The following is a 12,995-nucleotide window of genomic DNA, read 5'->3' on the forward strand; positions in this document are numbered from 1 at the left end:
GAGCTGATGCGGAAAGCCTGGGAGGAGGCGTCATGCTGGAACTGAGGAACGTCACCAAGACGGTCGGTGCGGTCGAGCACATCCGCGACGTGTCGCTGACGCTTCAGCACGGCTCGCTCAACGTTTTGCTCGGGCCCACGCTTTCCGGCAAGACCAGCCTGATGCGGCTGATGGCCGGCCTCGATGTGCCGACTTCCGGCTCGGTCTGGTTCGACGGCCAGAATGTCACCGGCACGCCGGTGCAGAAGCGCAAGATCGCCATGGTCTACCAGCAGTTCATCAACTATCCGGCGATGACGGTCTATGACAACATCGCCTCGCCGCTAAGGGTGGCTGGTGTCGAGCAAGGCAAGATCGACAGCCAGGTGCGCGAGGCGGCAGCTCTCCTCAAGCTGACACCCTATCTCGACCGCACCCCGCTCAGCCTGTCGGGCGGCCAGCAGCAGCGCACCGCGCTGGCGCGCGCCATCGTCAAGAATGCCAGCCTGGTGCTGCTCGACGAGCCGCTTGCCAACCTCGACTACAAGCTGCGCGAGGAATTGCGGGCCGAACTGCCGAGGATCTTTGCCGCTGCCGGCACAATCTTCGTCTACGCCACCACCGAGCCGCATGAGGCCCTGCTGCTCGGCGGCAACACGGCAACGCTGTCGGAAGGCCGCATCACCCAGTTCGGGCCGACCATCGACGTATTCCGCAAGCCGGTTGATCTGGTGACGGCCAGGACCTTCGCCGATCCGCCGCTCAACAGCATCGTGCTGGCCAAGAAGGGCGCGGACTTTCTGCTCGAGGGCGGCGTCAAGCTGCCGGTGCCCGCCGAACTCGTCGGCATCGCCGATACGAACTATACGATCGGCTTTCAGCCGCACCATCTTTCGCTCGACCGGCCCAATGCTTCCGCGGTGCCGGTGCGGGCAAAGGTCACCATCACCGAAATCACCGGGTCCGAGAGTTTCATCCATCTCGATTTTGCCGATGCCCGCTGGGTGATGTTGACCCACGGCATCAGGGATTTCGAGACAGACGCGGTGGTCGAAGTGTTCATCGATCCGCGTCACATCATGGTCTTCGATGAGCACGGCCGGGCTATGACCGCGCCGAAGCTGGCGGCTTAGGAGGGGCGATATGGCACGCATCGACGTCAACCATGTCAGGCATTCCTATCTGCAGAACCCGCGCACGGATGCCGATTTCGCGCTGCGCGAAGTGCATCATACCTTCGAGGATGGTGGCGCCTATGCGCTGCTTGGGCCGTCCGGCTGCGGCAAGACCACGCTGCTCAACATCATTTCAGGGCTGCTTCATCCCTCGCATGGCCAGTTGCTGTTCAACGGCAGGGACGTGACCAATTTGTCGACGCAGGAGCGCAACATCGCGCAGGTGTTCCAGTTCCCGGTCATCTACGACACCATGACGGTCTACGACAATCTGGCGTTCCCGCTGCGCAATCGCGGCGTGCCGGAGGCCGACGTCGACCGCAAGGTGCGCGAGACGCTGGAGATGATCGACCTGGCCTCATGGGCGAAGAAGAAGGCGAGGGGCCTGACCGCCGACCAGAAGCAGAAGATCTCGCTCGGCCGTGGCCTGGTGCGCTCGGACGTCAACGCCATCCTGTTCGACGAACCGCTGACCGTCATCGATCCGCACATGAAATGGGTGCTGCGCTCGCAGTTGAAGCAGCTTCATCGCCGCTTCGGCTACACGATGGTCTATGTCACGCACGACCAGACCGAGGCGCTGACCTTCGCCGACCAGGTGGTCGTCATGTATGATGGCGGCATCGTGCAGATCGGCACGCCGGCGGAACTGTTCGAGCGGCCGCGTCACACTTTTGTCGGCTATTTCATCGGCTCGCCAGGCATGAATGTCGTGCCGGTGGCAATCGAAGGCAGGACGGCGACGCTCGGCTCGCAACGGATCGAATTGCCTGGAGTGCCCAAGGCCAGCGCCGGGGCCGTCGAGCTTGGCATCCGCCCGGAATATGTACGGCTCGGCAGCGACGGCATGGCCGTTTCAATCACCAAGGTCGAGGATGTCGGCCGCCACAAGGTGGTGCGCGCCAAGCTGGAGGGCCGCGAGATCGCGGCCGTCATCGGGGAGGACGAAACCGTTCCGGCCGAACCGAAGGTGCGGTTCGATCCGGCCGGCATCAACATCTATGCCGATTCCTGGCGTGTCGAGATGGGGGCATAGATGGACAAGACCTGGAATAACAAGGCCTGGTTCCTGGTGCTGCCGGTGCTTGTGCTGGTGGCCTTCACCGCCGTCGTCCCGCTGATGACGGTCGTCAACTATTCGGTGCAGGACACGTTCGGCAACAACGTCTTCTTCTGGGCAGGTACGGAGTGGTTCGAGGAACTGCTTTCATCCAGCCGATTCTGGGAAGCGATGGTCCGCAACCTGGTCTTTTCCTTCATCATCCTGGCGATCGAGGTGCCGCTTGGCATCTTCATCGCGCTCAACATGCCTAAAAAGGGCTGGGGCGTGCCGGTGTGCCTGGTGCTGATGTCGCTGCCGCTGCTGATACCGTGGAACGTGGTCGGCACCATCTGGCAGGTGTTCGGGCGCAGCGACATCGGCCTGATGGGCTACTACCTCAACGCCATCGGCATCGACTACAATTATGTGCAGGATCCGTTCGACGCCTGGGTCACGATCATCGTCATGGACGTCTGGCACTGGACCAGCCTTGTCGTGCTGCTCTGCTATGCCGGCCTGGTCTCGATCCCCGACGCATTCTACCAGGCGGCCAAGATCGACGGTGCGTCGCGCTGGGCGGTCTTTCGCTACATTCAGTTGCCGAAGATGCAACGCGTGCTGCTGATCGCCGTTCTGCTGCGGTTCATGGACTCGTTCATGATCTACACCGAGCCCTTCGTCGTCACCGGCGGCGGTCCGGGCAACTCGACGACGTTCCTGTCGATCGACCTCGTCAAGACGGCACTCGGCCAGTTCGACCTTGGCCCGGCGGCGGCGATGTCGCTGGTCTACTTCCTCATCATCCTGTTGTTGTCGTGGGTGTTCTACACCGTGATGACCAACTACGACGCGGAGCGCTGAAATGGCTGGCGCCAACGAACGCACCGAGCGCAATGCAATGAACGGGACCGCCGCCGAAGGGCTCGCCAGTTCGCTCTCACAGAGCGAACTCGACAGGCGGATGCGCCGGCGCGGCGAGGAGTCGCGCTGGTGGTGGATCGTACCGACGCTCTACATCATCGTTCTGCTGCTGCCGATCTACTGGCTCATCAACATGAGCTTCAAGACCAATGCCGAGATCGTCAACTCGCTGACGCTTTATCCGCACGCGCCGACGATCGCCAACTACGTCACCATCTTCACGCAGAAGGCCTGGTATTCCGGCTACATCAACTCGATCACCTATGTCGTCATGAACACGGTGATTTCGGTATCGGTGGCTCTGCCGGCGGCTTACGCTTTCTCGCGCTATCGTTTCCTTGGCGACAAGCATCTGTTCTTCTGGCTGCTGACCAACCGCATGGCGCCGCCGGCCGTGTTCGCGCTGCCGTTCTTCCAGCTCTATTCGGCTTTCGGCCTCATCGACACGCACATAGCGGTGGCGCTGGCGCACTGCCTGTTCAACGTGCCGCTGGCGGTGTGGATCCTGGAAGGCTTCATGTCGGGTGTACCGAAGGAAATCGACGAGACCGCCTATATTGACGGCTATTCGTTCCCGCGCTTCTTCCTCAAGATCTTCATGCCGCTGATCGCCAGCGGCATCGGCGTCGCCTGCTTCTTCTGCTTCATGTTTTCATGGGTCGAGCTGCTGATCGCCCGCACGCTGACCACCACCGACGCCAAGCCGATCGCCGCCACCATGACCCGCACGGTCTCGGCCGCCGGCATGGATTGGGGCCTGCTCGCCGCCGCCGGCGTGCTGACGCTGATCCCCGGCGCGCTCGTCATCTGGTTCGTCCGCAATTACATCGCCAAGGGCTTTGCCCTGGGGAGGGTATAATGGTCGCGGGTGACGTCAAAATCTCCGAGCTGCGCCAACTGACCAACAGTCTGTTTGATGGTCTTGAAGATCAAGGCATTGACAGCATCCATGTGGCGCAAAGCCAATACTGGAAGGTCTATTTCACCGATGCGTTCCAAGCCGAAACTCCGACTTGTGTCATGGGGGACGTGTACGACGACCTCAACGATGTACGTGCGGAAGTCGACAAAGCTCGAGAAGACGAAACGATCTCGTGGCACGCATTCACGCACCTCGCCGGTTTGATCAACTTGGTCGCTTATGCCGCTGAAAACGGTGAGCTCGTGAAGTCTGCGGCAATGGAGGCGCGGCAATGAATCTAGACCTCTCCTGGATGGCCTGGACGTGGCCGACCGCGGCTTTCTTCGCGACCATTCTGCTACTGCTGTGCGGCATGGCCGCCTGGGAATACGCCTCGCCGGGCGGCAATCCGCGCGTCGGCATCCTGCGCTTCGAGACGACGCGCGGCGACCGTCTTTTCCTGTCGCTGCTTGGCAGCGCCTTTATCCATCTCGCTTGGCTGGGTCTTGTCGGATCCAACCTGTGGTGGGCTCTCGCTCTCTCCGTGGTCTACGCCATCGGCGTGTTCCGCTACGTATAGAGGGGGAAACTGTTGGAGCGGCCGCGTGCCGGCGACCGCTCCAGATCGCACTTGAAACCTTGAAACTGTGGAGGAAACTAATGCGACGTCAATTTTTAACATCAACGACCGCCATTGTCCTGTTGCTCGGGGCAGGCAACGCCTATGCCGGGATGGACGAGGCGAAAGCGTTCCTGGACAAGGAGATCGGCCCGCTGTCGACGCTCTCGCGCGCCGACCAGGAAGCCGAGATGCAGTGGTTCATCGATGCCGCGAAGCCTTTCGCCGGCATGGACATCAAGGTGGTGTCGGAAACCATCGCCACCCACCAGTATGAATCGCAGGTGCTGGCGCCGGCCTTTACCGCCATCACCGGTATCAAGATCACGCACGACGTCATCCAGGAAGGCGATGTCGTCGAGAAGATCCAGACCCAGATGCAGACCGGCCAGAACCTCTATGACGGCTGGGTCAACGATTCCGACCTGATCGGCACCCACTGGCGCTACCAGCAGGTGCGTAACCTGACCGACTGGATGGCGGGCGAGGGCAAGGATGTCACCAATCCCAACCTCGACCTGAAGGATTTCATCGGCACCTCCTTCACCACCGCTCCCGACAAGAAGCTCTACCAGCTGCCCGACCAGCAGTTCGCCAACCTCTACTGGTTCCGTTACGACTGGTTCAACGACGAGAAGAACAAGGCCGACTTCAAGGCCAAATACGGCTACGACCTCGGCGTGCCGGTCAACTGGTCGGCCTATGAGGACATCGCCGAATTCTTCACCGGCCGCGAGATCGACGGCAAGAAGGTCTATGGCCACATGGACTATGGCAAAAAGGATCCGTCGCTCGGCTGGCGGTTCACCGATGCCTGGCTGTCGATGGCCGGCAATGGCGACAAGGGCCTGCCGAACGGCCTGCCCGTCGACGAATGGGGCATCAAGGTCGACGAGAATTCGCGTCCTGTCGGCTCCTGCACGGCGCGCGGCGGCGACACGAATGGACCGGCGGCCGTCTACTCGATCCAGAAGTACCTCGACTGGCTGAAGGCCTACGCGCCGGCCGAAGCGCAAGGCATGACCTTCTCGGAATCCGGCCCTGTGCCGGCGCAGGGCGCGGTCGCGCAGCAGATCTTCTGGTACACCGCCTTCACCGCTTCGATGGTCGACGCCGGCGCCAAGGCGGTGCTGAATGACGACGGCACGCCGAAGTGGCGCATGGCCCCGTCGCCGCACGGCGTCTACTGGAAGGACGGCATGAAGCTCGGCTATCAGGACGTCGGTTCCTGGACGCTGATGAAGTCGACGCCGACCGACCGCGCCAAGGCCGCATGGCTCTACGCGCAGTTCGTCACCTCGAAGACCGTGGACGTGAAGAAAAGCCATGTCGGCCTGACCTTCATCCGCGAGAGCACGATCCACGACAAGAGCTTCACCGAACGCGCGCCGAAGCTCGGCGGCCTGATCGAGTTCTACCGCTCGCCGGCCCGTGTCCAGTGGTCGCCGACCGGCACCAACGTGCCTGACTATCCGAAGCTGGCACAGCTCTGGTGGCAGGCGATCGGCGATGCCTCGTCCGGCGCCAAGACGGCGCAGGAAGCGATGGACTCGCTCTGCGGCGAGCAGGAAAAGGTCATGAGCCGCATCGAGAAGTCGGGCGTTCAGGGCGATATCGGCCCGAAGATGGCCGAAGAGCATGACCTCGCCTACTGGAATGCCGACGCGGTCAAGAAGGGCAATCTCGCGCCTCAGTTGAAGATCGAGAACGAGAAGGAAAAGCCGATCACCATCAACTACGACGAACTGGTGAAGAGCTGGCAGAAGTGAGACTGTCCATGCGGGCGTTCGCGCCCGTGTGAAATTGGGGGAGGCGGCGCGTTGCCGTCTCCCCTGTTTGTGTCGAGGCGGAGGACTTCGGAATGAGTGGTTTTGTGCTGGCGATCGACCAGGGCACGACATCGACCCGGGCGATACTGTTCGATGACCGGATGAAGGTCGCGGGCACCGGCCAGAAGGAATTCAGCCAGCATTATCCGGCGTCGGGCTGGGTCGAGCACGACCCGGAAGAAATCTGGGCAAGCGTCGTGACCACCGTGAAGGCCGCACTGAAAAAGGCCGGCCGTACGGCTGCTGATGTCGTGGCCATCGGCATCACCAACCAGCGCGAGACCGTCGTCGTCTGGGACAGGGCGACGGGCAAACCGGTCCACAACGCCATCGTGTGGCAGGATCGGCGCACCGCACCGCTGTGCCAGAAGCTCAAGAAGCAGGGGCTCGAGAAGAAATTCACCCGCAAGACAGGGCTGCTGCTCGACCCCTATTTCTCGGGCACCAAGATCGCCTGGATGCTGGACAAGGTGAAAGGGGCAAGGCGGCGCGCCGAGAGAGGCGAATTGCTGGCGGGTACCATCGACAGTTTTTTGATCTGGCGGCTGACCGGCGGCAAGGTTCATGCCACCGACGCCACCAACGCCTCACGCACGCTTGTCTACAATATCGAGAAGAATGCCTGGGACGACGAACTGCTTTCCATCCTGCGCATCCCGGCCGCGATGCTGCCGGAGGTCAAGGATTGTTCTGATGATTATGGAATCACGGAGAAAAATCTGTTTGGCGCCGAGATAAGAATCCTCGGCGTTGCCGGCGACCAGCATGCCGCAACCATCGGGCAGGCCTGCTTCGAGCCGGGTATGATGAAATCCACCTACGGCACCGGCTGTTTTGCGCTGCTCAACACCGGCAGCGATCTGGTGCGCTCGAAGAACCGGCTGTTGACGACCATCGCCTACCGGTTGAACGGCAAGACCACCTATGCGCTGGAAGGCTCGATCTTCATTGCGGGTGCCGCGGTGCAATGGCTGCGGGACGGCATCAAGGTGATCGGCAAGGCCGAGCAGAGCGGCAAACTGGCTGCCGAGGCCGATCCGACGCAGAACGTCTATCTGGTTCCTGCCTTTGTCGGGCTTGGCGCGCCGCATTGGGACGCCGAGGCACGCGGCGCCATCTTCGGGCTGACCCGAAATTCCGGTCCTGCCGAGTTCGCCCGAGCGGCTTTGGAATCAGTCGCTTACCAGACCCGCGACCTGCTCGATGCCATGCACAAGGATTGGAAGGGCGCCAAGGCAAAGACCGTGCTCAGGGTCGATGGCGGCATGGTGGCGTCGGACTGGACCATGCAGCGCCTCGCCGACATCCTCGACGCGCCGGTCGATCGGCCGACAATCCTGGAGACGACCGCGCTGGGGGCGGCCTGGCTCGCCGGCTCGAAGGCGGGCGTGTGGCCCGCGGCGCAGGAGTTCGCGAAAAGCTGGGCGCTCGAGCGACGGTTCAAGCCTGATATGGACGCATCCAATCGTGCTGCGAAACTAGCAGGCTGGCGTGATGCGGTGCGCAGGACACTGAGCGCATAAAGGAAGGCCCGCGCCGTTTCCGACGCGGGCCTGGAGCTCACACTTTCAGGCCACTCATACTCACTTTGGGGATCAGTAAGGCGAACGGCACTCCCGACGAGGGCCATTGTTTGGCTGGAAAGTGTTGTCCGAAGCGCGGTAGCTCCGATAATGATTGTAGCACCACTGCACATGGGCATTGCCTTCATAGACGCGGTTGTTCTCGTTGACGATCGCGCCGGTGATCAGTGCGCCAGTCGCGAAGGCAGCGAGCGGGAACCAGTAATCGCCATGACGGCGGTAGCCGGGGTGATATTCCCGATAGCCGCGATGACCATTCCAATACATGTCACTGTTGCGACTGAAGCTGCGATTGCGCGAGAAATTGCGGTCGAAGGAGCGGTTTCTCCTCCACTCCCGATATTGCACTGTCTGCACATCCGGCGTTGCCGCCTGGGACAAAGGCACGTAGGCGGGCTGAGCGTTGACCGGAACCACCTCCGCCGCGACGAATGTGGCGGAAAGCGTGGCGGCAAGCAGGCCCGTTGTGATTCTATTCATCGGTCTTCTCCTCAGGGGTTTGGCGTACGTCCCTTTGGCGAAAAACGATGGCGCGTCGGATTTGTTCCGCCGTGTTGGCAGCCGCTGCCCGACCGAAACCAAATCCGCCGGGCTGCTCACCTCAGCCCGGGGAACAAAAGCAAGGGGCAGCGACTTAGGGCAAAGAGCGGGTTTGGAACCCATCTTTTCCGGTTGACCGGTCGCGGCACTCTCCCTATGTTCCGCGCAATTTCGGGGGCGCCCTTTTCGAGCCCGCGGGAGCGCGTAGCTCAGCCGGTAGAGCAACTGACTTTTAATCAGTAGGTCATGGGTTCGAATCCCATCGCGCTCACCAAAAACCTAGGTAAATCAACGGCTTGTGAGAGGTGAGGGCAGAATTCTGTGTCCGCCGATTTTCGTGTCCGCACTATGTCCGGAAAATACCGTGACCTTGCGCCCTCAGCTGCCCTACCTCTCGCGAATATTGCAATTTACGTACAATCACCGTACACTTGGCAATCTGTCCGGAATGTCCGGCGATTCTACGTGAAGGAATACATCTATGGTACCGAAGACTGAACGAATCGAAATGCGGCTTGAGCCGTCCATCATTGACCAGATTGATGATTGGCGAGCGGAACAGGATGATATCCCCAGCAGATCGGAAGCGATACGACGTCTGGTCTATCGTGGGCTGGGTTCTGCCGGAACACCGCCCTTTGCATTGGACCAAACTCAGAAACTTATGACTTGGCTACTGACTAAGATCCTGGCCAAATTCGGTGACAAAGACGACGTCAAGGACGTGAGGCTCATCCAGGAAGTCATTTTGGGCGGCCACTTCTGGGCTTTGGAGTGGGAAATGAATGGTGTTTTGCACCATCATGAAGACAGCCGTCACAAGCTCGGTTCGGTGGTCGATACCCTAGACATGTGGGATTTCATCGAGACGGCCTACGCTCAGCTTTCGCAAGACGCCAAGGACGAAATTGAGCAGAAGGCAGGGGTTTTCGGCAAGGATCCGAAGTTCTGGGGCTTCGATGGAAACCACGAAAGCGAGCACATGAGCATCGCTCGCTTCCTCGTTGAGGAACTGGGCCGTTTTCCGCGATTCAAGGGCCGGGATTTCAACTCGCATATGCCGACGGTTCATACCTATAGTAAGATGTACGAGTTGTTCGAGCCGATGCGGAAGACCTTGATAGGCCGAAACCTCAGCGTTGACGAGATGATCACACTTCTACAGCGCGGCTGACCTTCCCATGGCGTTGAAAAAAAAGGCCCGGATGCCGAAGCCCGCCGGGCCAATTGCGGCGCCAATCCTTTCCTGCGACTAATGGCATGTTCACGCCAGGACGGGGAGAAAGGGAAGCAAACATGGCCGAAAATAAGCAGCTTAGTGAACTTATGGCGTTCCGACAGATCTACGTTGAGGAGCGGCGAAAGTTGGTGGAGACCGCGCTTTTCCTTCGGAAAGCCAACGGCGACGGCGGTCTACACGGCGCAGGTCTGAGTTCGATACAAGAGATTTTGGATGCGATAGACCGAGCGATCATGGATGAGCAGCGCATTGCAATGGATCCTCCCGTTCCAACCTCAGTTCCAATGAGATCAGGCGGCGCAGCTTAACCTAAGCCCGCCACCGTGAGGCAGCGGGCCAAATAGCCGATCGGGTGGTGCAGATTGAACCACCCGAATTCTTCAGAGCCCGTACCGCTCCAGCCACCAGCCCGGAATGCCGACGACCGGCCCGACGATGGTCAGCGAATGCTCTTGCCTAACGCGCCCACGCAGCATCTGCCGGGCTTGTTCGACGCCCTCGCCGGTGAAGTTGCAAGCCGCACCATAGTCCGGGCTGTCCTCGACGCCTTCCAAGCCCTCTGTGCCGACGCCGGGCTGCCCCATGGTGTTGCCCCAGCCAAGCCACTGCTCATCATCGTCGCGGCCATCGTGGTGCTCGTCCAGAACGTCGCCCCCGTGTTCGTTCTCCTCCTCGGCTTCATCATGCCGATCGCAGTGGAGAACTGATTGGTTTTGACCCCACCCGAGCGAGGGCTCAGCGTCGCCGCTATCCTCATAGTCGGCTTCATCCAATTCCCGATCGTCGTGCATGCTGCCCCGCCCTTCTTGGAACGGGAACGGAAACATGCAACGCGGGCCACGCTCGCCCCAGCCAAGAGACGGCTCCAGGTCGGCGCCATCCTCCAGGTCAGGATCTGGTGACAAGTCGTCCAGCATGTCGATAAGCGCCTCGATCGAGCCGGCCAGCGACTTGCGGCTGGTGCGGTCGATCTGGAGCGTGAGCAGCGGCGGTGGAGAGGAAAACTTTTCCACTCCATTGGCGACATAGGCCTCGGCCTTTTTGGTGAGCTGCAGGTCATCCATGGAGGTCGCCCTCCAGGTTGTCGATTGCGCGGGCTCCTGCGCGGTGTAGGGCGTTGGAGGCCTTCAGGAGCCACAGGGCGAGGCTGGCGCGTCCAAGGCGCGTGCGGAGGCCCACTGCGGCGAGCAGCATGGCTATGGTGATGTAGGTCATTGGTCGTCTCTCTGGATTTACCGGCTTCTCACGGCCGGGGTGCCAGCGGTCGGCACTGGCGCCGGGAGGGTGAGAACATGGCCAGAGACCATGCGCGATCGGCCTTTCCCTTTCGGGTCTTGTATAGCCGCCGCTCTCCCGGCATAGTGGTGCCGTTCGTGCCGACGGCTAAGTCGGCTCGTTCTACCCGTTGACGAAATCGATCCTTGCAGGGATCGCCCCGCCAACGCTCTGGTGTGCAAATGGCCCGGCAAAGGCCATCAGCGGGAGTTCTCACGCTCCGCCTGGCACGATGTTCTTGTTCGCTGAAATCGTCAAGCACTCCCTTCGGGGAGCCGGCTTGCGTGTGTCCTGTAGTTGCGCGATTGTCGATGAAAGGGGATGGGAGGGCTGTTCCTTGAACAAGTGGCTATTGATGGCCTCGACCGCAGCAGTCGCTGCTGGCGCGACGGTCTTTGTGCTGAAGAGCGATTTCAATCCGTTCGAATCCGCAATGACGAAATCTTGCGAGAGCGTTTTGAAAGAGCGCCTCCGATCGCCGTCCGATTACAAACGGGTGGAAATCACCGAAAGCCAACAGCCGCTGACCTTGGACGAGTACCTGAAGGACCACCGCGTCAAGACCGAAGACGAGCGAGTGTTGTATACGCAAATCTACAATCTAGACGCAGCCGGCAAAGACCCGCCAACGATGTTTACCCTGTACATCAAATACGATGCTCCAAACGCGTACGGGACGCCGATCCGTGGAATATCGGAATGCCAATATGCATCGAGTTCATCGAGCAAATCGCACGCTTCGGATTTTTCGGTCGTCGTCGACAATTTCACCCGACACCAATGGCTTGTTAAACAGGTTTTGAAGGCCCAAACGGTCGACAATTGAACATGCAAACAAGGCGCGAGAGGAAAATTCCTGTGGACTTCACCGAATGCCCGATCCGTATCCCCGGTCAGCCTCAAAAATAGGGTCAATTCCGCATGCGGACGACTCCCCGGTCCTTCTACGAGCTTTTTGTCATACCCAACATGGAAGACTACCGAGGCCAGCCCGACGATGTGCGGCTCGGCTTCAATGCGGCGCTTTCAGCTTTCCAATTGGCTGACATTTTTTACGCGTTCTACCAGCGCGAACGACCGGCTGTGGTGTCACGATGGACAAAACTCAAGGACCTGCATATCCACCTGACTTCCGTCGAGCCGTGCTACCTAACCGTCCAAAGCGTCGCCACGGTCTATAAGCATCTCTACGCCAATCACGGCCACTATGAGGTCGGGACGCCCGGAGCCTTGTGGGGCGTCTCACTTCCAAGAGTGGAGGTGAAACTGGAGTCCACTTGGGGTGATGCAACAGACGTGCTTGTGAAGAGGCGCAAAGGTGACACTGTTTCGCTGACGAATGCTCTGAACCGCGTCGTAGATGAGATGTGGCCCAACTTCCTTCCACAGGAGCCATGAGCCAACAGCTTTTGAAATCTACATCGCGGCCGGGCTCAAATTTTTACGCTAGAATAGATTTTACACACAACGGAGACCTTACCCTTGAAAGCACGATTGACATTTGTTCCGCCTGGCGGCGGGGAAGCTGACTATAGCCTTGATTTCGAACTTGACGGTGTACCTCACCCCGGTGACGCAATGTGTATCAGCCGGAAGGATGCGACAACGCCGGGATATGAGACTTTTGTAGTTAGGCGTACGTGGTGGTTCCTCGAATATCCCGACAGCAAGGCCAGTCACATTAGCGACGACGCTCCAATCGGAACAACCAAAAGCCTTATGGTTGAGTGCGAGTTCGCGCGGGGGCCCTACATGGTCGAAGAACACGAAAACGCAGTCAAAGCCTATGAGAGGCAAGGGAAAGACGTTCAGAAGTTTGACGACACCGCTTACTGAGGCAGTAGCCATATACATTGCAGCGCTGGCGGCCACGATGCTCGCCAGCGCCGTC

Annotated in this window: 16 protein-coding genes and 1 tRNA gene; 14 read left to right on the forward strand and 3 right to left on the reverse strand. The window is 60.1% G+C overall.

The window, feature by feature from the left end:
• Positions 1-32: 32 nt before the first annotated feature.
• The 8 genes from EN808_RS11970 to glpK all read left to right on the forward strand — a co-directional run bounded on the left by EN808_RS11970 (position 33) and on the right by glpK (position 7,989).
• Entirely contained in the window at positions 33-1,112 is a 1,080-nt protein-coding gene (locus tag EN808_RS11970) for an ABC transporter ATP-binding protein (RefSeq protein ID WP_135915860.1), read from the forward strand.
• Between the two features lie 10 nt (positions 1,113-1,122).
• A complete protein-coding gene (locus tag EN808_RS11975) occupies positions 1,123-2,190 on the forward strand; it encodes an ABC transporter ATP-binding protein (RefSeq protein WP_127280973.1) in 1,068 nt (355 codons plus the stop codon).
• On the forward strand, positions 2,191-3,057 hold the full coding sequence (locus tag EN808_RS11980; RefSeq protein WP_127280974.1) for a sugar ABC transporter permease: 867 nt from the start codon (positions 2,191-2,193) through the stop codon (positions 3,055-3,057).
• A gap of 1 nt (position 3,058) precedes the next feature.
• A complete protein-coding gene (locus EN808_RS11985; RefSeq protein WP_135864495.1) occupies positions 3,059-3,976 on the forward strand; it encodes a carbohydrate ABC transporter permease in 918 nt (305 codons plus the stop codon).
• Positions 3,976-4,314: a hypothetical protein gene (locus EN808_RS11990; protein ID WP_135915861.1), complete on the forward strand. Its 339-nt coding sequence runs from the start codon at positions 3,976-3,978 to the stop codon at positions 4,312-4,314. The genes EN808_RS11985 and EN808_RS11990 overlap by 1 nt, the downstream gene beginning before the upstream one ends.
• A complete protein-coding gene (locus EN808_RS11995; protein ID WP_127278379.1) occupies positions 4,311-4,598 on the forward strand; it encodes a DUF2160 domain-containing protein in 288 nt (95 codons plus the stop codon). Before EN808_RS11990 ends, EN808_RS11995 begins: the two co-directional genes overlap by 4 nt.
• A gap of 80 nt (positions 4,599-4,678) precedes the next feature.
• Positions 4,679-6,406, forward strand: a complete 1,728-nt coding sequence (locus EN808_RS12000; protein WP_127278378.1) for an ABC transporter substrate-binding protein — start codon at positions 4,679-4,681, stop codon at positions 6,404-6,406.
• Positions 6,407-6,498: 92 nt separating this feature from the next.
• The gene (glpK, locus tag EN808_RS12005) at positions 6,499-7,989 is read left to right on the forward strand and encodes a glycerol kinase GlpK (RefSeq protein WP_135915862.1); all 1,491 of its coding nucleotides are present in this window, start codon (positions 6,499-6,501) and stop codon (positions 7,987-7,989) included.
• Positions 7,990-8,061: 72 nt separating this feature from the next.
• Here glpK and EN808_RS12010 read toward each other — a convergent pair whose 3' ends face one another.
• Positions 8,062-8,529 carry a BA14K family protein gene (locus tag EN808_RS12010; RefSeq protein ID WP_135915863.1) on the reverse strand — a complete coding sequence of 156 codons (468 nt, stop codon included), beginning with the start codon at positions 8,527-8,529 and terminating at the stop codon, positions 8,062-8,064.
• Positions 8,530-8,787: 258 nt separating this feature from the next.
• On the opposite strand from EN808_RS12010, the gene EN808_RS12015 reads away from it, so the two are divergent.
• The 3 genes from EN808_RS12015 to EN808_RS12025 all read left to right on the forward strand — a co-directional run bounded on the left by EN808_RS12015 (position 8,788) and on the right by EN808_RS12025 (position 10,137).
• Positions 8,788-8,863, forward strand: a tRNA-Lys gene (locus EN808_RS12015).
• A 207-nt stretch (positions 8,864-9,070) separates the two neighbouring features.
• A complete protein-coding gene (locus EN808_RS12020) occupies positions 9,071-9,763 on the forward strand; it encodes a YfbU family protein (protein ID WP_135915864.1) in 693 nt (230 codons plus the stop codon).
• 122 nt (positions 9,764-9,885) lie between these two features.
• Positions 9,886-10,137 (forward strand): hypothetical protein, encoded by a 252-nt coding sequence (locus EN808_RS12025; protein WP_135915865.1) that lies wholly within the window; start codon positions 9,886-9,888, stop codon positions 10,135-10,137.
• Between the two features lie 72 nt (positions 10,138-10,209).
• Here EN808_RS12025 and EN808_RS12030 read toward each other — a convergent pair whose 3' ends face one another.
• Positions 10,210-10,893, reverse strand: a complete 684-nt coding sequence (locus tag EN808_RS12030; protein ID WP_135915866.1) for a hypothetical protein — start codon at positions 10,891-10,893, stop codon at positions 10,210-10,212.
• Positions 10,886-11,044: a hypothetical protein gene (locus EN808_RS36285; RefSeq protein WP_189524092.1), complete on the reverse strand. Its 159-nt coding sequence runs from the start codon at positions 11,042-11,044 to the stop codon at positions 10,886-10,888. Before EN808_RS36285 ends, EN808_RS12030 begins: the two co-directional genes overlap by 8 nt.
• A 397-nt stretch (positions 11,045-11,441) precedes the next feature.
• Here EN808_RS36285 and EN808_RS12035 point away from each other — a divergent pair, with 397 nt between their 5' ends.
• From EN808_RS12035 to EN808_RS12045, 3 genes are all read left to right on the forward strand, one after another.
• A complete protein-coding gene (locus EN808_RS12035; protein WP_135915867.1) occupies positions 11,442-11,930 on the forward strand; it encodes a hypothetical protein in 489 nt (162 codons plus the stop codon).
• Between the two features lie 95 nt (positions 11,931-12,025).
• Positions 12,026-12,502, forward strand: coding sequence for a hypothetical protein (locus EN808_RS12040; RefSeq protein WP_135915868.1), 477 nt, complete (start codon positions 12,026-12,028; stop codon positions 12,500-12,502).
• Positions 12,503-12,586: 84 nt separating this feature from the next.
• Positions 12,587-12,940 carry an alpha/beta hydrolase gene (locus tag EN808_RS12045; protein WP_135915869.1) on the forward strand — a complete coding sequence of 118 codons (354 nt, stop codon included), beginning with the start codon at positions 12,587-12,589 and terminating at the stop codon, positions 12,938-12,940.
• The last annotated feature ends 55 nt before the right edge of the window (positions 12,941-12,995 follow it).

Source organism: Mesorhizobium sp. M8A.F.Ca.ET.165.01.1.1, assembly GCF_004792065.1.
Classification (GTDB): domain Bacteria; phylum Pseudomonadota; class Alphaproteobacteria; order Rhizobiales; family Rhizobiaceae; genus Mesorhizobium.

Coding starts and splice junctions, on each gene's coding strand:
- EN808_RS11970 (WP_135915860.1), top strand. CDS start 33: ATGCTGGAACTGAGGAACGTCACCAAGACGGTCGGTGCGGTCGAGCAC.
- EN808_RS11975 (WP_127280973.1), top strand. CDS start 1,123: ATGGCACGCATCGACGTCAACCATGTCAGGCATTCCTATCTGCAGAAC.
- EN808_RS11980 (WP_127280974.1), top strand. CDS start 2,191: ATGGACAAGACCTGGAATAACAAGGCCTGGTTCCTGGTGCTGCCGGTG.
- EN808_RS11985 (WP_135864495.1), top strand. CDS start 3,059: ATGGCTGGCGCCAACGAACGCACCGAGCGCAATGCAATGAACGGGACC.
- EN808_RS11990 (WP_135915861.1), top strand. CDS start 3,976: ATGGTCGCGGGTGACGTCAAAATCTCCGAGCTGCGCCAACTGACCAAC.
- EN808_RS11995 (WP_127278379.1), top strand. CDS start 4,311: ATGAATCTAGACCTCTCCTGGATGGCCTGGACGTGGCCGACCGCGGCT.
- EN808_RS12000 (WP_127278378.1), top strand. CDS start 4,679: ATGCGACGTCAATTTTTAACATCAACGACCGCCATTGTCCTGTTGCTC.
- glpK (WP_135915862.1), top strand. CDS start 6,499: ATGAGTGGTTTTGTGCTGGCGATCGACCAGGGCACGACATCGACCCGG.
- EN808_RS12010 (WP_135915863.1), bottom strand. CDS start 8,529: ATGAATAGAATCACAACGGGCCTGCTTGCCGCCACGCTTTCCGCCACA.
- EN808_RS12020 (WP_135915864.1), top strand. CDS start 9,071: ATGGTACCGAAGACTGAACGAATCGAAATGCGGCTTGAGCCGTCCATC.
- EN808_RS12025 (WP_135915865.1), top strand. CDS start 9,886: ATGGCCGAAAATAAGCAGCTTAGTGAACTTATGGCGTTCCGACAGATC.
- EN808_RS12030 (WP_135915866.1), bottom strand. CDS start 10,893: ATGGATGACCTGCAGCTCACCAAAAAGGCCGAGGCCTATGTCGCCAAT.
- EN808_RS36285 (WP_189524092.1), bottom strand. CDS start 11,044: ATGACCTACATCACCATAGCCATGCTGCTCGCCGCAGTGGGCCTCCGC.
- EN808_RS12040 (WP_135915868.1), top strand. CDS start 12,026: ATGCGGACGACTCCCCGGTCCTTCTACGAGCTTTTTGTCATACCCAAC.